Genomic DNA, 18,427 nt, shown 5'->3' with positions numbered 1-18,427 from the left:
ATCCAGCCGACTTGGATCCCGCCACCTGCAAAGCCCGTTCAGCGCAGGCGGTCGAAGCCCAGGCCGTCCAGGTCCACTTCCGGCGTGCGGCCGGCCACCAGGTCGGCGATGGCGCGGGCGCTGCCGCAGCTCAGCGCCCAGCCGCTCGAGCCGTGGCCGAGGTTGAGCCACAGCCGGCGCTGGCCACTGGCATCCGGCGCCGCGCCGACGATGGGCGGGCCGTCGGGCAGCATGGGCCGCGCGCCCTTCCATTCCTGCACGCCACCGACGCCGTTGGCAAGCTGGGCGGCGCCCGGAAACCAGTCGTGCAGCACCTTGTAGAGGGTCTGCACCGCCGCCTCGCGCTTGGTTTGGAGCTGGCCGCCGATCTCGGCGCTGCCGGCCACGCGCACGCGCTGGCCCAGCCGCGAGATCGCCACCTTGTAGCGTTCGTCCATCACCGCACTGCGCGGCGCGTTCAGCGGCTCGCGGATGTTGGCGGTGATCGAATAGCCGTAGACGGCGGCCAGCGGTACTTTCACGCCCATGGGCCGCAGCAGCGCGGCCGAGGCCACGCCGGCGCACAGCACGATGGCGTCGAAGCTGCGAGGCGCGGGCTCGTTTGCTATCTTTACGGAAGCGCCTCCCGCAGTCTCTATCTGCGCTACGGTGCGATTGAACTCGAAATTCACACCCATGCGCTGGGCCTCGGCCTTGAGCAGCATGGTGAACTGCCGGCAGTTGCCGACCTCGTCGTCGGGCAGGTGCACCGCGCCGAGCAGCGGCGTGTCGGTGCTGAGCGCGGGTTCGATCTGGCGCGCGCCATCGGCGTCGAGCTCCTTGAATTTCACGCCCGCGTCGCGCAGCACCTGCACCCCGGGCTGCACCAGCGCGCGATCCTTCTCGGCGCGCAGCAGCACCATGTAGCCGTCGCTGCGGTCGTATTCGAAGCGCAACTCGGCCGTCAGCAGGTGCAGCCTTTCCCGGCTGTAGAAGGCCAGGCGCTGCATGCGGGCGCGGTTGGCCAGGTAGGTTTCGAGCTTGCACGCCTGGAACCATTTCCACATCCAGCCGATGTCGGCGCCCGACAGGGGCAGCGCCAGCTTCACCGGCGCGTGCCGGCTGAACAGGCTGGCCAGCACCTTCTTCGGCATGCCCGGCGCGGCCCAGGGGGTGACATAACCCGGCGCGATCAGGCCGGCGTTGGCGAAACTGGTTTCCTCGGCGGCGGCGCTGCGCCGCTCGAAAACCGTGACCGCGTGGCCGTCGGCGGCCAGTTCGAACGCGGTGGTGACGCCGATGACCCCGGCGCCGATGACGGCGATCTTCATGCGACCGTCCTGGAACTCAATAACTTCATGCAAACCTTGTACTGCGTTGGCGCATATCACTCATATGAGCCGCGGCGCAGATTCTAATTGCGCGACCAGCTATCGAAATTGCAGCAGCGGCTCGATGTCGAGTGCCAGGTTCAGCAAGACGTCGTCGTGCATTGCCGATTGCCACAGCATCAGGCCGACGGGCAGTTCGCCCGGCGCGTGGCAGGGCAGGGAGATGGCGCAGCCGTCGAGCATGTTGACCACGCTCGGGTTGCGCAGCAGCAGCGCGTTGACGCGGAAGAAGGCGTCGTCGTGCGCCGGGTTCGGCGCGAGGTTGGCGATCGGCGGCGGCACGATCGGCACGGTGGGAGAGACGACCGCGTCGAAGCCCTGCAGCGCGGCTTCCATGCGCGTGATCCAGGCGCGCCGAGCGGCCACCAGTTCGAAGTATTCATAGGCACGCATCTGCGCGCCGCGTTCGATGCGCGCCAGCACACGGGGATCGTATTGCGAACGCACGCTGTCGCCGACGCTGACCAGCCGGCGATGCCAGGCGTAGCTCTCCGCGGCCGAAAAGCCGCCGCTGGCGTTCATGCCGGCGAGTTCGCCGATCTCGGGCATCGGCACTTCCACCACGGTGGCGCCGGCGTCGCGCAGGCGTTGGAGGCTGCGCGAGAAGGCGTCGGCCACGGTGTGGTCCATGGCGTCGAGCATCACCGTGCGCGCCACGGCCAGGCGCATGGCCGAGACCGGCCTGGGCAAGCGCGGCACGCTGCGCGCGCTGAGGATCTCATGCGCCAGCACCGCGTCGCGCACCGTGCGCGTCATGGCGCAGACCGTGTCGAGCGTGGTGGACAGCGGGATCGCGCCCGTGGTCGGCACCAAGCGTGCGGTGTTCTTGAAGCCGACGATGCCGTTGAGCGCGGCCGGGATGCGGATCGAGCCGCCCGTATCCGAGCCCAGGCCGATGAAGGCCGCGCCGGTGGCCACCGAAACGGCCGCACCCGACGAGGAGCCGCCGGGCACGCGCGCCACGGTGTGGTCGGTGCCGGGGATCGGGCCGGGCGCCAGGTCGTAACGGCCGTCCCAGGCCGACGGTGTGCCGAAATGAGGATTGATGCCGACGCCGGAGAACGCGAACTCCACCATGTTGGTGCGCCCGACGAGGCTCCCGCCCGCGGCATGCAGGCGGGCCACGGCGGGGCAGTCGACGTGGGCCGGGGTGTCGTCGGCCAGCACTTTCGAGCCGGCGGTGCTGACCTGGCCGGCCACGTCGAACAGGTCCTTTACCGAAAACGCCAGGCCGGCCAGCGGCCGGGCGGCGATGCCGGGCTCGGCGGCCCGCGCCCGCGCGGTATCGAACATCGGCAGCAGGAACGCGTTCCTGCAGGCGGCGGACTGAGCCGCGGCGATGGATTTCTCGATCTCGGCCGAGGGGTTGGTGTGGTTGGAGCGAATCTGCTCCCGGGTCGCGGTCAGGTCTTGGATCATCTTGGGTACGGCGCCTATGGTAGAATCCCGGGGTTTTGCCGATCAGTCGAAAGGCTGTGTCAAGCCACTTCATCCAAACAGTCCGAAGCTTTCGGTTTCAGCGATGAAGCGACAACGGTAAAACTAATCGCAAAGCAGTCCATTCAAGGTGTTGCATTTTTTGCGCCAGCCCGCATTTCAGCGAATTGGTGTATGCAGTGTGCAAATCGGACTGAATTTTAGACCCAACCTTTGGAGTAAATCCCATGTCAGTCACGATGCGTGAAATGCTGGAAGCCGGCGTTCATTTCGGCCACCAGACCCGTTTCTGGAACCCCAAGATGGCTCCGTTCATCTTTGGTCACCGCAACAAGATCCACATCATCAACCTGGAAAAATCGCTGCCGATGTTCCAGGAAGCGGCCAAGTTCGTGAAGCAACTGTCGGCCAACCGCGGCACCATCCTGATGGTCGGCACCAAGCGCCAGGCCCGCGAAATCGTCGCCGGCGAAGCCCAGCGCGCTGGCGTGCCTTTCGTCGACCAGCGTTGGCTCGGCGGCATGCTCACCAACTTCAAGACCGTCAAGACCTCGATCAAGCGCCTGAAGGACATGAAGACCCAGCAGGAAGCCGGCCTGGACAGCATGAGCAAGAAGGAGCAGCTGATGTTCGCCCGCGAAATGGCCAAGCTGGAAAAGGACATCGGCGGCATCCAGGACATGAACGCGCTGCCTGACGCCATCTTCGTGATCGACGTCGGCTACCACAAGATCGCCATCGCGGAAGCCAGGAAGCTCGGCATCCCGCTGATCGGCGTGGTCGACTCCAACCACTCGCCTGAAGGCATCGACTACGTGATCCCCGGCAACGACGACTCGTCCAAGGCCGTCACGCTGTATGCCCGCGGCATTGCCGACGCGATCATCGAAGGCCGCTCCAACGCGGTCAACGACGTGGTCAAGGCCGTGTCCGAAACCAGCGACGAATTCGTGGAAGTGAACGAGGCCGCGGCCTGAGTTCGCAGCTCCCGGCAGCGCGTTGCGACGCACCGCGCAGGGAGCAAAGAGGAAAGCGGGGCCCTGGCCCCCTTTTTTTTAGTTTCAATTCAATGATGTGAAGACGGAGAACACAAATGGCTGCAATTACCGCAAGCATGGTCGCTGAACTGCGTGGCAAGACCGATGCCCCGATGATGGAATGCAAGAAGGCGCTGACCGAAGCCGGTGGCGACATGGCCAAGGCCGAGGAACTGCTGCGCGTCAAGCTCGGCAGCAAGGCCGGCAAGGCCGCTTCCCGCGTGACCGCCGAAGGCGTGGTCGTGAGCTTCATCGAAGGCCAGACCGGTGCGCTGCTCGAAGTCAACTGCGAAACCGATTTCGTGACCAAGAACGACAGCTTCCTGGCGCTGGCCAAGGGTGCGGTCGAACTGATCGCCAAGAACAATCCGGCCGATGTCGCCGCCCTGAGCGCACTGCCTTACGCCCAGGACGGCTTCGGCCCGACGCTGGAAGACGTGCGCGCCGGCCTGATCGGCAAGATCGGCGAGAACATGAGCTTCCGCCGCTTCAAGTATTTCAGCGGCAGCAAGCTCGCCAGCTACCTGCACGGCACGCGCATCGGGGTGGTCGTCGAGTTCGAGGGTGACGAAGTCGCCGCCAAGGACGTGGCCATGCACATCGCCGCCATGAAGCCTGTCGCGCTGACCAGCGCCGACGTGCCCGCCGAACTGATCGCCAAGGAGCGTTCGGTGGCCGCCGCCAAGGCCGCCGAAGACGCGGCAACCGCCGTGGCCGCCGGCAAGCCCGTGCAGTCCGACGAGATCGTCGCCAAGCGCGTCGAAGGCGGCGTGCAGAAGTACCTCAAGGAAGTCTCGCTGTTCAACCAGGCCTTCGTGAAGAACGACAAGCAAAGCGTCGAGCAGATGCTCAAGGCCGCCGGCACCAACGTCAAGGCGTTCACGCTGTACGTCGTGGGTGAAGGCATCGAGAAGAAGGTCGACGACTTCGCCGCCGAAGTGGCCGCGCAAGTGGCCGCCGCCAAGGCTTCGGCCTGATACGTCGTTTCTTTTAGCGACCAACTGCCTGTCCAGCGCCGATCAAGCGACACATTTTGCCGATACCATCCTTCCCATCTTCAATCCTCTTCCACCGTTTCAAGGAGTCTCCATGACCATCGCCAAGCCAGCCCACAAGCGTATTTTGCTCAAGCTGTCCGGCGAGGCTCTGATGGGCGACGATCAGTTCGGTATCAACCGCGACACCATCGTGCGCATGGTGGAGGAGGTGGCCGAGGTCACTCGGCTGGGGGTTGAAGTGGCGGTGGTGATCGGTGGCGGCAACATCTTTCGCGGTGTGGCCGGCGGCTCGACCGGCATCGACCGGGCCACGGCCGACTACATGGGCATGTTGGCCACGGTGATGAACGCATTGGCGCTGGCCGACACCATGAACAAGGCCGGCCTGGTCGCACGTGTGATGTCGGCCATCGCCATCGAGCAGGTGGTCGAGCCCTATGTGCGGCCGAAGGCGCTGCAGTACCTGGAAGAAGGCAAGGTCGTGGTGTTTGCGGCGGGCACGGGCAATCCGTTCTTCACCACCGACACGGCGGCCGCGCTGCGTGGCGCGGAGATCGGTGCCGAAGTGGTGCTGAAGGCGACCAAGGTCGATGGTGTCTATACTGCCGACCCGAAGCTCGATGCCACCGCGACGCGGTACACCAAGCTGTCGTTCGATGAAGCCATGTCGCGCAACCTGGGCATCATGGATGCCACGGCGTTTGCCCTGTGCCGTGATCAGAAGCTGCCGATCAAGGTGTTCTCGATCTTCAAGCACGGCGCACTCAAACGGGTGGTCATGGGCGAAGACGAAGGTACGCTGGTTTACGCCTGATTCGCACCTGGTTCGGGCCTGACCGTTTTCACCGGCTCGCGTGATCCTTCACCGGGCCAATGAGGAAGAAACATGACGATTGCTGACATCAAAAGCAACACCGAAACGAAGATGGACCAGTCCATCGCCGCTTTCAAGAACAACCTCACCAAGATCCGCACCGGCCGCGCCAATCCCGCGCTGCTCGACAGTGTGCATGTGGACTATTACGGTTCGGCGGTGCCGATCAGCCAGGTGGCCAACGTCTCGCTGCTCGACTCGCGCACCATCAGCGTCCAGCCTTGGGAAAAAGGCATGGGCGCCAAGATCGAGAAGGCCATCCGCGAAAGCGACCTGGGTCTGAACCCCGCGTCCATGGGCGATCTCATCCGTGTGCCGCTGCCGGCCATGAGCGAAGAGCGCCGCAAGGAAATGACCAAACTGGTGCGCAACGAGGGTGAAAGCGCCAAGATCGCCGTGCGCAACCTGCGCCGCGACGCCAACGAATCGGTGAAGAAACTGGTCAAGGACAAGCTCGCGTCCGAAGACGACCAGAAGCGCGCCGAAGCCGACATCCAGAAGACGACCGACCGCCACATCGCCGGCATCGACCAACTGGTGGCGAGCAAGGAACAGGAAATCATGGCGGTCTGAGGCAACGGCCTCATACTTCCCTGTTTTCTTTCATTCTGCCAATGGCTGTCTCTTCACGCGTTCCCCACCACATCGCCATCGTCATGGACGGCAACGGCCGCTGGGCGACGCGCCGTTTCCTGCCGCGTGTCGCCGGCCACCACCAGGGCGTGGAATCGCTGCGCCGATGCGTGCAGGCCTGCCTGGACCGCGACATCGGCGTGTTGACGGTGTTCGCCTTTTCTTCCGAGAACTGGGACCGGCCCGCCGAAGAGGTTTCGGGCCTGATGTCGCTGATGGTGACGGTCCTGTCCAAGGAAGTGCCCAAGCTCAAGGCCAATGGCGCCCAGCTGCACTTCGTCGGTGAGCTCGGGGCCCTGTCCGAGAAAGTGCGCAACGGCCTGCTCGAAGCCGAGAAGGCCACGGCCGGCAACAGCCGCCTGGTGCTCAACATCTGCTTCAACTACGGCGGCCGCTGGGACATCGCCCAGGCTGCGCGCAAGCTCGTCGCGGCCGGCGAGCCGGTCACCGAAAAAAGCCTGGACCGCGCCATGGCGCTGGCGCATTGCGCTGATCCGGATCTGCTGATCCGCACCGGCGGCGAATTCCGCATCAGCAACTTCCTGCTGTGGCAGTCGGCCTATACGGAAATGTATTTCAGCGACAAACTCTGGCCCGAGTTCGACGAGGCCGCGCTGGACGCCGCGATCGCCGAGTTCGGCCGGCGCGAGCGCCGTTTCGGCAAGACCTCGAGCCAGGTGGCCGCACCGGCGGCAACGGCATCCTCCTCCTCTTCATCGGCCTGATTCCTCGGGCCCACACTGCATGCTCAAACAGCGCGTCATCACGGCCATCATCCTGCTGGCCATCCTGCTGCCGGCGCTGTTCTATCCCTCTCCCGAGCCGTTCTGCGGCGTGGCGCTGGTGCTGATCGCCGCCGGCAGCTGGGAATGGGGCCGCCTGAACAAGCTGGGCCAGGGCGCTTCGCTCACGCTCGGCTTGATTGCGGTGCTGGTGTGCGGCTGGCTGTGGCAGGACGGCTGGCTGGCGCGGCCAAGCATTGCGCTGTGGGCGCCGGTCGGAGCGGCCTGGGTGCTCGCCGGCGGCTGGTTGATCCGCCGCGGCGTGCCGGGCTGGGCTCCGATCGCCGCGCCGCTGCGGGTGGCCGCCGGCCTGCTCGCGTTGTGCCTGACCTGGCTGGCCGTGGGCCAGGCGCGGGTGATCGGGGTGAACTTCCTGTTGTCCATCCTGGTGCTGGTGTGGGTGGCCGACATCGGCGCCTATTTCGCGGGCCGGGCTTTCGGGCTGCGCTTCACCAAGGTCAAGCTGGCACCCGCCATCAGCCCCGGCAAGAGCTGGGAGGGCGTGTGGGGCGGCATGGCCGGCGTGTTCGTCCTGGCGCTGGCCTGGATCTGGGCCGACCAGGCTGCGCAGGCGCCGGTGGCCAGCCTCTACACGCGGCTGGCCGCGCAGAATTGGCTCTTGCTCTTGCTGGCCGTGGTTTTTCTGGCGGCGATGAGCGTGGTCGGCGATCTCGTCGAGTCGTTGATCAAGCGCAGCGCCGGCGTGAAGGACAGCAGCGGCCTGCTGCCCGGCCATGGTGGCGTGCTCGACCGTGTCGATGCGCTGCTGCCGACGCTGCCGCTGGCGATGATGCTCTACGCCGCGGTGGCTTGACAACGAAATGCAATCCCCACGCTCATCGCTTCGCGTATCGCTGCTGCCCAAGGGGGCGCTTCAGTGGGCTTCGGGCGGCCGGGCGCCACTGAAATGAAACAACGCCTGACGATTCTGGGCTCCACCGGTTCGGTGGGCAGCAACACGCTCGACGTGGTGGCGCGCCATCCGGAGCGCTTCGAGATCTTTGCGCTCAGCGCCAACACCCAGGTCGAACTGCTGCTGCAGCAATGCGCGCAGTTCCGGCCTCGTTACGCGGTGATGGCCAGCCCGGCGCACGCCCGCGACCTGGCCCAAAAACTTGAGTCAAATGGCCTTCAGACGCAGGTTCTGTTTGCGCAGGATGCTCTGGAAACCATAGCATCGCACGAAAACGTCGACAGCGTGATGGCGTCCATCGTCGGCGCCGCCGGGCTGGCGCCCTGCCTGGCCGCGGCGCGCGCGGGCAAGCGCTTGCTCTTGGCCAACAAGGAAGCCCTGGTCGTCGGCGGCGAGGTGTTCATGGCGGCCGTGCGCGACGGCGGCGCGCTGCTGCTGCCGATCGACAGCGAGCATTCGGCCGTGTTCCAGTCGCTGCCCGAAGACCCGGCGGTGTGGCCGCGGCGCATCGAGAAGATCATGCTGACGTCGTCCGGTGGTCCGTTTCGCACGCGCGATCCGGCAAGCCTGCGCGACGTCACCCCGGAAGAGGCCTGTGCCCATCCGAATTTTGCGATGGGCCGCAAGATCTCCGTCGACTCGGCCACCATGATGAACAAGGCGCTGGAGGTGATCGAGGCCAAGTACCTGTTCGGCGTGGCACCGGCGCAGATCGAGGTGGTCATCCATCCGCAGCAGATCATCCACTCGATGGTGCAGTTCCACGACGCATCGGTCATGGCCCAGCTCGGCACGCCGGACATGCGGGTGCCGATCGCCTACGGTCTTTCCTGGCCGGAACGCATCGAAAGCGGCACGCCGCGGCTGGATTTCGCGCGGATGGCGGCGATGACCTTCGAGGTTCCCGATTTCGTGCGCTTCCCCTGCCTGAAGCTGGCCTGGGACAGCCTGCAGGCGCCTTCGGGCACCTGCGCCGTGCTGAACGCGGCCAACGAGGTCGCCGTGGCGGCGTTTCTCGACCGCCGCATCCGTTTCGACCAGATTCACCACGTCAACCTTGCAACTTTGGAGGCGGTTCGCCCCTCCAAGCCCGGCACGCTGGAAGACCTGCTCGCCATCGACGCCTCGGCCCGCGCGGCGGCAGAGCAGGCGGTCGGCCGTGCGCGGATGTAAGACGATGCACAAAGGACGGACCTGATGTTGACCTTCGTGGCTTTTGTGGTGGCGCTGGCGCTGTTGATCGCCGTGCACGAATACGGCCACTACCGCGTGGCCGTCGCCTGTGGCGTGAAGGTGCTGCGGTTTTCCGTGGGCTTCGGCAAGGTGCTGTACCGCTGGCAGCCCAAGGGTTCGCCGACGGAATTCGTGGTCGGTGCGTTTCCGCTCGGCGGCTATGTGAAGATGCTCGACGAGCGCGAGGGCCCGGTCGCGCCCGAGGAACGTCACCTGGCCTTCAACACCCAGCCACTCAGATCCCGCGCGGCCATCGTCGCCGCCGGCCCGATCGCCAACCTGCTGCTGGCCACGCTGCTCTACGCCATGGTCAACTGGGGCGGGGTGGACGAGCCGCGGGCCATCCTGGCGAGTCCGGTGGCGGGCTCGGTGGCCGAGAAAGCCGGCATCGTGGGTGGGGAAACCGTGCTGCGTGCCGGCTGGGACGGCGAGAGCCTGGACGCCACGCGTTCCTTCGAAGACCTGCGCTGGCTGATCACGCGCGGCGCGCTTGACGGCAGGAACGTGCGCCTGGAAGTGAGCGACTCGCCGCGCGGGCGGGTGCGCGAGGTGATGCTGCCGCTGTCCACGGTGGAAGCCAGCGAGGCCGATGCCCAGCTTTACCGTCGCATCGGCATCCTCGGCCCCTGGAACCAGCCGCGTATCGGCGAAGTCATGGCCGACGGCGCCGCCGCGCGCGAAGGCCTGATGGCCGGTGACGTCGTGCAGCGCATCGGCGCCACGCGCATCGTCGATGGCCAGCAGCTGCGCGAGGCGATCCGCGCTTCGGTGCGTGGCAACCAGCCGCTGGCGCAGACCTGGAGCGTGCGCCGCGACGGCCAGCCCGTCGAACTCGAGGTCAGCCCCGACGTGAAACAAGACGGCGCCGCCGTGTTCGGCCGCATCGGTGCCTACGTGGGTGCGCCGCCGGAGATGGTGACCATCGAATACGGCGTGTTCGATGGCCTCTGGCAGGGCGCGGTGCGGACCTGGGAGGTTTCGGTGCTGACCTTACGCATGATGGGCAAGATGGTGATCGGCGAGGCTTCGCTGAAGAATCTCAGCGGCCCGTTGACCATTGCCGATTTCGCCGGCAAGTCGGCCAGCCTCGGCCTGTCGCAGTACCTGGTTTTCCTGGCGCTGATCAGCGTCAGCCTGGGCGTCCTGAACCTGCTGCCGCTGCCCGTTCTGGATGGCGGGCACCTGATGTATTATCTTTGGGAGGCGGTGACAGGCAAAAGCGTGTCCGACGCATGGATGGAGCGCATGCAGCGCGGTGGCGTTGCGGTGCTGCTGGTGATGATGTCCATTGCGCTTTTTAACGACGTGACCCGTATCTTCGGCTAACCGTGAACCACATGTCATCTGGCATCGGCCGGCGGGTTTGCAAACCACTATTCATGAATAATCATTTCCGTAGTTTTCGCGTGCGTGCATTGAGCGCCGCAGTGGCCCTGCTTTTCGTGGCCAACACCGCCTGGGCCGTGGACCCGTTCTCGGTGCGCGACATCCGCATCGAAGGCCTGCAGCGCGTCGAGCCGGGTACCGTGTTCGCCTCGCTGCCCTTCCGTGTCGGCGACACCTACAACGACGAACAGGGTGCGGCCGCCATCCGGGCGCTGTTCGCGCTGGGCCTGTTCAAGGACGTGCGGCTGGAGGTGAGCGGCGACGTGCTGGTGGTGGTGGTCGAAGAACGTCCGACCGTGGCCGATGTCGAATTCATCGGCGCCAAGGAGTTCGACAAGGACGCGCTCAAGAAGTCGATGCGCGACGTCGGCCTGACCGAAGGCCGGCCCTACGACAAGGCCCTGACCGACCGCGCGGAGCAGGAACTCAAGCGCCAGTACATCAACAAGAGCCTGTACAGCGCCGAGGTGGTGACCACGGTGACGCCGATCGAGCGCAACCGGGTCAACCTGAGCTTCAACATCACCGAAGGCGAACCGGCCAAGATCAAGGAGATTCGCGTCGTCGGCAACAAGGCCTTCAGCGAGTCCACGCTGCGCGGGCTGTTCGAGCTCGATACCGGCGGCTGGCTCAGCTGGTACACCAAGTCCGATCGCTATTCGCGCGCCAAGCTCAATGCCGACATCGAGACCCTGCGCTCCTACTATCTGGCGCGCGGCTATCTCGAATTCCGCATCGATTCCACCCAGGTGGCGATCTCGCCCGACAAGCAGGACATCACCATCACGCTGAACGTGACCGAAGGCGAGCGTTTCGTGGTCTCCAGCGTGAAGCTCGAAGGCAACTATCTCGGCAAGGAAGACGAATTCAAGTCGCTGGTCACCATCAAGCCGGGTGAGCCCTACAACGCCGACCGGGTGACGGAAACCACCAAGGCCTTCAAGGACAACTTCGGCAACTTCGGCTTCGCCTTTGCCACGGTGGAGGCCCGGCCCGACATCGACCGCGCCACCAACCAGGTCGCACTGACGTTGCAGGCCGAGCCCTCGCGCCGCGCCTACGTGCGCCGCGTCAACGTGGCCGGCAACAGCCGTACGCGCGACGAAGTCATCCGCCGCGAATTCCGCCAGTTCGAGTCTTCGTGGTACGACGGCGACAAGATCAAGCTCTCGCGCGACCGGGTCGACCGGCTCGGCTACTTCAAGGAAGTCAACATCGAGACGGCGGAGGTGCCCGGCGCGCCCGACCAGGTCGACGTGCAGATGAACGTCGAGGAAAAACCCACCGGCAGCCTGCAGCTCGGCGCGGGCTTCTCCAGTGCCGAGAAGCTGTCGCTCTCGTTCAGCATCAAGCAGGAGAACGCATTCGGTTCTGGCAACTACCTCGGCCTCGAGGTCAACACCAGCAAGTACAACCGCGCCATCGTGTTGAGCACGGTCGATCCGTATTTCACGGCCGACGGCATCTCGCGTTCGATCGACCTGTTCCACCGCTCGTCGCGGCCCTACAACGACCAGGGCGGCAACTACCAGTTGGTGACCGAAGGCGCGGGCATGCGCTTCGGCATCCCGTTCAGCGAGATCGACACCGTGTATTTCGGCGGCACGCTGGAACGCACCACGATCAAGCCCGGCACCAACATCCCGGCGTCCTACCTGGCCTATGCCGAGGAGTTCGGCTACACCAGCACGTCGTTCCCGTTCACCGTGGGCTGGTCGCGCGACAACCGCGACAGCACACTCGCGCCGTCCAGCGGCCGCTACCAGAACTTCAACAGTGCCATCGCGCTGATCGGCGATGCCCGGTACGTGCGCACCAATTACCAGTTCCAGCAATACGTGCCGCTGAGCAAGCAATACACGCTGGCCTTCAATACCGAGGTGGGCTGGGGCAAGGGTTTGAACGGGCAGCCGTTCCCCATCTTCAAGAACTTCTACGGCGGTGGCCTCGGCTCGGTGCGGGGTTTCGAGCAGGGCACGCTCGGTCCGCGCGACGTGACCGGCGCTTCCATTGGCGGCTCGAAGAAGGTCAACGTGAACGTCGAGATGATGACGCCGTTCCCCGGTGCCGGTAACGACCGCACGCTGCGGCTGTTCGGCTTCCTCGATGCCGGCAACGTCTATGGCGACGGCGCCAAGATCCAGTTCAATGAACTTCGCGCGTCCACCGGTATCGGACTGAGCTGGATCTCGCCGGTCGGCCCGCTGCGCCTCGCTTATGCGTTCCCGATCAAGAAATTCGCTGGCGATAGAATCCAGAAACTGCAATTCCAAATAGGTACGTCTTTCTAATGAAGAATTTTTTACGTCAGAGCTGGTCAGCGGTCCTCGTGGGTGCAATGGCGCTGTCGGTGCATGCCCAGGCTCAGACGGAAGACTTCCGTGTCGGCTTTGTCAGTACCGATCGCATCTTCCGTGAATCGAATGCGGCCAAGGCCGCGCAGGCCAAGCTCGAGCAGGAATTTTCCAAGCGCGAGAAAGAGCTGACGGACATCGGCACCGCGCTCAAGACCGCCTCCGACAAGTTCGAACGCGAAGCGCCCACGCTGGCCGAAAGCCAGCGCGCCACGCGCCAGAAGCAGCTCGTCGACCAGGACCGCGATTTCCAGCGCAAGCGCCGTGAATTCCAGGAAGACCTGAATTCGCGCAAGAACGAGGAACTGCAGCAGGTGCTGGAGAAGGCCAATCGCGTGATCCGCCAGGTGGCCGAGACCGAGAAGTACGACGCGGTGCTGCAGGAAGCGGTCTACATCAACCCCAAACACGACATCACCGACAAGGTCATCAAGGCCTTGAACGCGGCCGCACCCGGCGCCAAGTGATCCAGCCCCGGCTGGAGGAAACAGCATGGCTTTGACCTTGAGTGAAATCGTGGCCGCGCTGGGCGGCCAGTTGCACGGCGACCCGGCCGTGACGATCGCGGGGCTGGCCCCGCTCGAATCCGCCGGTGCCGGCGAGCTGGCCTTCCTCAGCAACCCCAAGTACCGACAACAACTGGCCGCCTCCCAGGCGGCCTGTGTCATTGTGGGCCCGGCCATGCAGGCGGCGGCGCTGGCCCGTCCTGCGCATGGGGGCGCCTGCATCGTCACGCCCGACCCTTATCTCTATTTCGCGCGGCTCACGCAGCTGTGGCGGCGTGCGAGCGGCCGCGGGCCGAAGCCCGGCATCCATCCGAGCGCAGTGGTCGATGCGGAGGCCATCGTCGATCCCACGGCCTCGATCGGGCCGCTGTGCGTGGTCGAACGGGGCGCGCGCATCGGTGCCCACACCGTGCTGAAGTCGCGTGTGACCGTGAGCGAAGACTGCCGCATCGGCGCGCGCTGCCTGCTGCATCCGGGCGTGGTGATCGGTGCCGACGGTTTCGGCTTCGCACCGAACGCCGGGGCCTGGGAAAAGATCGAGCAGCTCGGCGCCGTGTCCATCGGCGACGACGTGGAGATCGGCGCCAATACCTGCATCGACCGCGGCGCGCTCCAGGACACGGTGATCGAAGACGGCGTCAAGCTCGACAACCTGATCCAGATCGGCCACAACGTGCGCATCGGCAAGCACAGCGCGCTGGCCGGCTGCTCGGCCGTGGCCGGCAGTGCCACCATCGGCGCGCACTGCACGGTGGGCGGCGCGGGCATGGTGCTGGGCCACCTGACCCTGGCCGACAATGTGCACATCTCGGCGGCGTCGCTGGCGACGCGTTCGCTGCTCAAGCCCGGCCAGTACAGCGGCGTGTTTCCCATCGACGACAATGCGAACTGGGAAAAGAACGCGGCCACCCTCCGGCAGTTGCACAAGCTGCGCGACCGCCTGCGCGCCCTCGAAAAATCGAACGAACAACGCCTTTCAGAACCATGATGGACATCCACACAATCCTCAAGCAATTGCCCCACCGCTACCCGTTCCTGCTGGTGGACCGGGTGCTCGATCTCGAGAAGGGCAAGAGCATCCGGGCGCTGAAGAACGTCACCATGAACGAACCCTTCTTCCAGGGCCATTTCCCGAACCGGCCAGTGATGCCCGGCGTGCTCATGCTCGAGGCGCTGGCCCAGACCGCGGCGCTGCTGGCCTTCCACGCGCTCGACGCCTCGCCCTGCGGCAATACGGTGTATTACTTCGCGGGCATCGACGGCGTGCGCTTCAAGCGCCCGGTCGAGCCTGGCGATCAGTTGATCCTGGAGGCTGAACTGCTGCGCATGAAGGCCGGCATCTTCCGCTTCAAGACGCGTGCCCTGGTGGGTGAGGAAGTGGCGGTCGAGGTCGAACAGCTGACCTGCGCCATGCGCACCATCGCCTGAGGTCGAGCGTGAGCGCCATCCACCCGACCGCCATCGTCGAGCCGGGCGCCGAGCTGGACTCCTCCGTCGCCGTCGGCCCCTACACCGTGATCGGCCCGCACGTGCGCATCGGCGCGGGCACGGCGATCGGTGCACATTGCGTGATCGATGGCCACACCACGATCGGCCGCGACAACCATATCTTCCAGTTCAATTCGCTCGGCGCCGTGCCGCAGGACAAGAAATACGCCGGCGAACCCACAGAGCTGGTGATCGGCGACCGCAACACCATCCGCGAGTTCTGCACCTTCAACCTCGGCACCGTGCAGGACGCCGGCGCCACGCGGCTGGGCGACGACAACTGGATCATGGCCTACGTGCACATCGCGCACGATTGCCAGCTCGGCAGCCAGATCACCATGGCCAACAACACCACGCTGGCCGGCCATGTGCAGGTGGGCGACTGGGCGACGATCGGCGGCCTTGTGGGCGTGCTGCAGCGCATGCGCGTCGGTGCCCACGCGATGGTCGGCTTTGCCGGGCACGTCAACAAGGACGTGCCGCCGTTCATGGTCGTCGACGGCAACCCGCTGGTGGTGCGCGCGGTGAACCTGGTCGGCCTGAAGCGGCGCGACTTCTCCGAGGCGCGGCTCAAGGCCATCCGCGAGATGCACAAGCTGATCTACCGCCAGGGCAAGACCCTGGACGAAGCCCGCACCGCCATCGCCGCGCTGGGCGAACAGGTGCCCGAGGCGGCGGCCGACGTGGCGCTGATGAACGACTTCCTCGGCAGCTCCGTCAGCGGCATCGCCCGCTGATGGCCCCGGCGATGTCGTCTCCCCGGCTCGGCATGGTGGCCGGCGAGGCCTCCGGCGACCTGCTCGCCGGCCTGGTGCTCGACGGCATGCGTGCACGTTGGCCCGCGCTGCAGGCCAGCGGCATCGGCGGCCCGCAGATGGGCCAACGCGGTTTCCAGGCGCTGTGGCCCAGCGACAAGCTCGCGGTGCATGGCTACAGCATGGAGGTGGTGCGCCGCCTGCGCGAACTCTTCGCCATCCGCCGCCAGTTGCGCGAACGCTTCCTGCGCGAACGGCCCGATGTGTTCATCGGCGTGGACGCGCCCGACTTCAACCTCGGCCTGGAAACAGCGCTGAAGGCGGCGAAGGTCCCGACCGTGCATTTCGTCTGCCCGTCGATCTGGGCCTGGCGCGCGAACCGCGTCGAGAAGATCCGCGCCGCCGCCGACCATGTGCTGTGCATCTTCCCGTTCGAGCCGGCGCTGCTGGCGCAGCACGGCATCAACGCGACCTATGTCGGCCATCCGCTGGCGAACGTGATCCCGCTCGTGCCCGACAAGGCCGCGGCGCGGCGCCAGCTCGGCCTGGCCGATGGCGACCAGGTGGTGGCGATCCTGCCGGGCAGCCGCAAGTCGGAGGTGCGTTACCTGGCCTCGAGGTTTTTTGCGGCCGCGGCGCTGATGCAGAAAGCGCATCCTGCTATCAAATTCGTCGTCCCGGCGGTGCCCAACCTGCGCAGCGAGATCGATGCCATGGCCGCCGCCTGCGGCATGGCCGGCCGGCTGCAGATCGTCGCCGGCCAATCGCACACCGTGCTGGCGGCCTGCGACGTGACGCTCATCGCCAGCGGCACCGCCACGCTGGAGGCCGCGCTGTTCAAGCGGCCGATGGTCATCGCCTACAACATGCACTGGCTGTCGTGGCAGCTCATGCGGCGCAAGCAGTTGCAGCCCTGGGTCGGCCTGCCCAACATCCTGTGCCGCGACTTCGTCGTGCCCGAACTGCTGCAGGACGCCGCCACACCCGAGGCGCTGGCCGCCGCGGTGCTGTTTTGGCTGGACGACCAGGCTTCGGGCTCTGCGAAAATCGCCGCGATCGAGAAAACCTTCACCGCGCTGCACCACGAACTGAAGCGCGACACCGCCTTGCTGGCCACCGATGCGATCGAAAAAGTCATCCACCGTTCCTGAGCAGACCGCCCTGTCCTGGTTCACGCCCGGGCTGATGGCCGGCGTGGACGAGGCCGGCCGCGGCCCGCTGGCGGGGCCGGTGATGGCGGCGGCAGTGATCCTCGACGACCTGCGGCCGATCCGCGGCCTCGCCGATTCCAAGAAGCTCACCGCGGCACGCCGCGACGCGCTGTACGACGAGATCCGCGCTAAGGCGCTGTGCTGCTCGGTGGCGCATGCCACGGTGGAAGAGATCGACACGCTCAACATCCTGCAGGCCACCATGCTGGCCATGCGCCGCGCGGTCGAAGGCCTGCGGCTCACGCCGGCGCGCGTGCTGGTCGATGGCAACCGCCTGCCCACGCTCAAGGTGATGGCCGAGGCCATCGTGCGCGGCGACGATCTCGTGCCGGCGATCTCGGCCGCGTCGATCCTGGCCAAGGTCACGCGCGACCGCTGGTGTGCCGAGATCGATGCGCAATATCCGCACTATGGCTTCGCCACGCACAAGGGTTATGGCACCTCCGCCCACCTCGATGCACTGCGCGCGCACGGCGCCTGCCCCTTGCACCGGCGCAGTTTCAGCCCGGTGAGCGAGGCGCTGGCACTGGCCGGGCGGGCGACGGAGGTGTTGCGATGACGGCGCCGCTGGTCACGCACCTGAGTTCGCGTGACAACCCGTTGCTCAAGGAACTGCGCAAGCTGTCGCAGGACAGCACGGCCTACCGCAAGCAGGGCCGCGTCTGGCTCGAGGGCGACCATCTGTGCCGGGCTGCGCTCGCGCGGGGCAGGCGCCCCGCCATGGCCTTGTTTGCTGAATCATTTTGGGCTGAGGCGCAGGCGGAATATGCGCAGGCTGCTATCAAAACCATGGTGTTGCCGGACGTGCTGTTCGCCGAACTCAGCGGCCTGGAGTCGCCGGCGCGCATGGGTTTCGTGCTCGATCTGCCGCCGCAGGCCGAGGCCGGCCTGACCCCGGGCGCTGCGGCCGTCGTGCTCGACCGCGTACAGGACGCCGGCAATGTCGGCTCCATCCTGCGCAGCGCCTCGGCGTTCGGTTTCACGCAGGTGATCGCCCTCAAGGGCACGGCTGCGCTGTGGAGTGCCAAGGTCTTGCGCGCGGGCATGGGCGCGCATTTTGGCCTGCGCCTGGTCGAGGGGCTTGGGTTGCCGGACCTGGCGCCGCTCGGCCTGCCGCTGCTGGTCACGAGTTCCCACGGCGGAAGCTTCCTGCACCGGGCCGAATTGCCCTGGCCCTGCGCCTGGGTGATGGGCCACGAAGGGCAGGGGGTTTCGCCTGCGCTGGAAGCCATGGCCGCGCAGCGCATCCGCATCGCGCAGCCTGGGGGCGAGGAGTCGCTGAACGTCGGCGCGGCGGCGGCAATCTGCCTGCACGCCAGCGCGTCGCGGCAATCTTGAGCAAGACCAGTGGCCAGAACCCACCAGGAATCTTCTCAAGAATATGGCGAAGATCGATGTAAATGATTGATTCATATAAGATAGAAGCCTTAGAATCTTCTCATTGATCGTT

18 protein-coding genes are annotated in these 18,427 nt (G+C 65.9%); 16 read left to right on the top strand and 2 right to left on the bottom strand.

All coding sequences use genetic code 11. The features are described from left to right. Nucleotides 1-38 precede the first annotated feature (38 nt). Both RD110_RS19820 and RD110_RS19815 read right to left on the bottom strand, forming a co-directional pair. Nucleotides 39-1,310: a D-amino acid dehydrogenase gene (locus RD110_RS19820; RefSeq protein ID WP_076201364.1), complete on the bottom strand. Its 1,272-nt coding sequence runs from the start codon at nt 1,308-1,310 to the stop codon at nt 39-41. A 99-nt stretch (nt 1,311-1,409) separates the two neighbouring features. Beyond that, nucleotides 1,410-2,789, bottom strand: a complete 1,380-nt coding sequence (locus RD110_RS19815) for an amidase (protein ID WP_076201362.1) — start codon at nt 2,787-2,789, stop codon at nt 1,410-1,412. 245 nt (nt 2,790-3,034) lie between these two features. Between RD110_RS19815 and rpsB the strand changes: the two genes are divergently transcribed. From rpsB to RD110_RS19735, 16 genes are all read left to right on the top strand, one after another. Next, a complete protein-coding gene (rpsB, locus tag RD110_RS19810) occupies nt 3,035-3,784 on the top strand; it encodes a 30S ribosomal protein S2 (RefSeq protein WP_076201360.1) in 750 nt (249 codons plus the stop codon). 116 nt (nt 3,785-3,900) lie between these two features. Further along, nucleotides 3,901-4,821, top strand: a complete 921-nt coding sequence (gene tsf, locus RD110_RS19805) for a translation elongation factor Ts (protein WP_076201358.1) — start codon at nt 3,901-3,903, stop codon at nt 4,819-4,821. 112 nt (nt 4,822-4,933) lie between these two features. Further along, the gene (gene pyrH / locus RD110_RS19800; RefSeq protein WP_076201356.1) at nt 4,934-5,656 is read left to right on the top strand and encodes a UMP kinase; all 723 of its coding nucleotides are present in this window, start codon (nt 4,934-4,936) and stop codon (nt 5,654-5,656) included. Between the two features lie 72 nt (nt 5,657-5,728). Then, complete coding sequence (frr, locus tag RD110_RS19795) at nt 5,729-6,289, top strand: ribosome recycling factor (RefSeq protein ID WP_076201354.1); 561 nt, start codon at nt 5,729-5,731, stop codon at nt 6,287-6,289. A gap of 41 nt (nt 6,290-6,330) precedes the next feature. Next, nucleotides 6,331-7,074: a polyprenyl diphosphate synthase gene (uppS, locus tag RD110_RS19790; RefSeq protein ID WP_076201352.1), complete on the top strand. Its 744-nt coding sequence runs from the start codon at nt 6,331-6,333 to the stop codon at nt 7,072-7,074. A 19-nt stretch (nt 7,075-7,093) separates the two neighbouring features. After that, nucleotides 7,094-7,945 (top strand): phosphatidate cytidylyltransferase, encoded by an 852-nt coding sequence (locus RD110_RS19785; protein ID WP_076201350.1) that lies wholly within the window; start codon nt 7,094-7,096, stop codon nt 7,943-7,945. A gap of 93 nt (nt 7,946-8,038) precedes the next feature. After that, a complete protein-coding gene (gene ispC / locus RD110_RS19780; RefSeq protein WP_076201349.1) occupies nt 8,039-9,217 on the top strand; it encodes a 1-deoxy-D-xylulose-5-phosphate reductoisomerase in 1,179 nt (392 codons plus the stop codon). Nucleotides 9,218-9,238: 21 nt separating this feature from the next. Further along, a complete protein-coding gene (gene rseP, locus RD110_RS19775; protein WP_076201347.1) occupies nt 9,239-10,603 on the top strand; it encodes an RIP metalloprotease RseP in 1,365 nt (454 codons plus the stop codon). A gap of 53 nt (nt 10,604-10,656) precedes the next feature. Next, on the top strand, nt 10,657-12,954 hold the full coding sequence (gene bamA, locus RD110_RS19770) for an outer membrane protein assembly factor BamA (RefSeq protein WP_076201345.1): 2,298 nt from the start codon (nt 10,657-10,659) through the stop codon (nt 12,952-12,954). After that, a complete protein-coding gene (locus tag RD110_RS19765) occupies nt 12,954-13,484 on the top strand; it encodes an OmpH/Skp family outer membrane protein (RefSeq protein ID WP_076201344.1) in 531 nt (176 codons plus the stop codon). The genes bamA and RD110_RS19765 overlap by 1 nt, the downstream gene beginning before the upstream one ends. 25 nt (nt 13,485-13,509) lie before the next feature. Further along, nucleotides 13,510-14,511: a UDP-3-O-(3-hydroxymyristoyl)glucosamine N-acyltransferase gene (gene lpxD / locus RD110_RS19760; protein WP_076201342.1), complete on the top strand. Its 1,002-nt coding sequence runs from the start codon at nt 13,510-13,512 to the stop codon at nt 14,509-14,511. Continuing rightward, the gene (fabZ, locus tag RD110_RS19755) at nt 14,508-14,951 is read left to right on the top strand and encodes a 3-hydroxyacyl-ACP dehydratase FabZ (RefSeq protein ID WP_076201340.1); all 444 of its coding nucleotides are present in this window, start codon (nt 14,508-14,510) and stop codon (nt 14,949-14,951) included. Before lpxD ends, fabZ begins: the two co-directional genes overlap by 4 nt. An 8-nt stretch (nt 14,952-14,959) precedes the next feature. Next, the gene (lpxA, locus tag RD110_RS19750) at nt 14,960-15,748 is read left to right on the top strand and encodes an acyl-ACP--UDP-N-acetylglucosamine O-acyltransferase (RefSeq protein WP_076201338.1); all 789 of its coding nucleotides are present in this window, start codon (nt 14,960-14,962) and stop codon (nt 15,746-15,748) included. A 32-nt stretch (nt 15,749-15,780) separates the two neighbouring features. Continuing rightward, entirely contained in the window at nt 15,781-16,917 is a 1,137-nt protein-coding gene (gene lpxB, locus RD110_RS19745) for a lipid-A-disaccharide synthase (protein ID WP_076205315.1), read from the top strand. Further along, complete coding sequence (rnhB, locus tag RD110_RS19740) at nt 16,886-17,536, top strand: ribonuclease HII (protein WP_076201336.1); 651 nt, start codon at nt 16,886-16,888, stop codon at nt 17,534-17,536. Before lpxB ends, rnhB begins: the two co-directional genes overlap by 32 nt. Next, a complete protein-coding gene (locus tag RD110_RS19735) occupies nt 17,533-18,315 on the top strand; it encodes a TrmH family RNA methyltransferase (RefSeq protein ID WP_076201334.1) in 783 nt (260 codons plus the stop codon). Before rnhB ends, RD110_RS19735 begins: the two co-directional genes overlap by 4 nt. Nucleotides 18,316-18,427 lie beyond the last annotated feature (112 nt).

It is taken from the genome of Rhodoferax koreense (assembly GCF_001955695.1).
GTDB lineage: Bacteria > Pseudomonadota > Gammaproteobacteria > Burkholderiales > Burkholderiaceae_C > Rhodoferax_B > Rhodoferax_B koreensis.
Note: the sequence above shows the minus strand (reverse complement) of the source record. Positions and strands in the feature narration are given on the sequence as shown.

Excerpts from the sequence above, each read along its gene's own strand:
- RD110_RS19820 (WP_076201364.1), bottom strand. The coding sequence starts at position 1,310 with ATGAAGATCGCCGTCATCGGCGCCGGGGTCATCGGCGTCACCACCGCG.
- RD110_RS19815 (WP_076201362.1), bottom strand. The coding sequence starts at position 2,789 with ATGATCCAAGACCTGACCGCGACCCGGGAGCAGATTCGCTCCAACCAC.
- rpsB (WP_076201360.1), top strand. The coding sequence starts at position 3,035 with ATGTCAGTCACGATGCGTGAAATGCTGGAAGCCGGCGTTCATTTCGGC.
- tsf (WP_076201358.1), top strand. The coding sequence starts at position 3,901 with ATGGCTGCAATTACCGCAAGCATGGTCGCTGAACTGCGTGGCAAGACC.
- pyrH (WP_076201356.1), top strand. The coding sequence starts at position 4,934 with ATGACCATCGCCAAGCCAGCCCACAAGCGTATTTTGCTCAAGCTGTCC.
- frr (WP_076201354.1), top strand. The coding sequence starts at position 5,729 with ATGACGATTGCTGACATCAAAAGCAACACCGAAACGAAGATGGACCAG.
- uppS (WP_076201352.1), top strand. The coding sequence starts at position 6,331 with ATGGCTGTCTCTTCACGCGTTCCCCACCACATCGCCATCGTCATGGAC.
- RD110_RS19785 (WP_076201350.1), top strand. The coding sequence starts at position 7,094 with ATGCTCAAACAGCGCGTCATCACGGCCATCATCCTGCTGGCCATCCTG.
- ispC (WP_076201349.1), top strand. The coding sequence starts at position 8,039 with ATGAAACAACGCCTGACGATTCTGGGCTCCACCGGTTCGGTGGGCAGC.
- bamA (WP_076201345.1), top strand. The coding sequence starts at position 10,657 with ATGAATAATCATTTCCGTAGTTTTCGCGTGCGTGCATTGAGCGCCGCA.
- RD110_RS19765 (WP_076201344.1), top strand. The coding sequence starts at position 12,954 with ATGAAGAATTTTTTACGTCAGAGCTGGTCAGCGGTCCTCGTGGGTGCA.
- lpxD (WP_076201342.1), top strand. The coding sequence starts at position 13,510 with ATGGCTTTGACCTTGAGTGAAATCGTGGCCGCGCTGGGCGGCCAGTTG.
- fabZ (WP_076201340.1), top strand. The coding sequence starts at position 14,508 with ATGATGGACATCCACACAATCCTCAAGCAATTGCCCCACCGCTACCCG.
- lpxB (WP_076205315.1), top strand. The coding sequence starts at position 15,781 with ATGGTGGCCGGCGAGGCCTCCGGCGACCTGCTCGCCGGCCTGGTGCTC.
- rnhB (WP_076201336.1), top strand. The coding sequence starts at position 16,886 with ATGCGATCGAAAAAGTCATCCACCGTTCCTGAGCAGACCGCCCTGTCC.
- RD110_RS19735 (WP_076201334.1), top strand. The coding sequence starts at position 17,533 with ATGACGGCGCCGCTGGTCACGCACCTGAGTTCGCGTGACAACCCGTTG.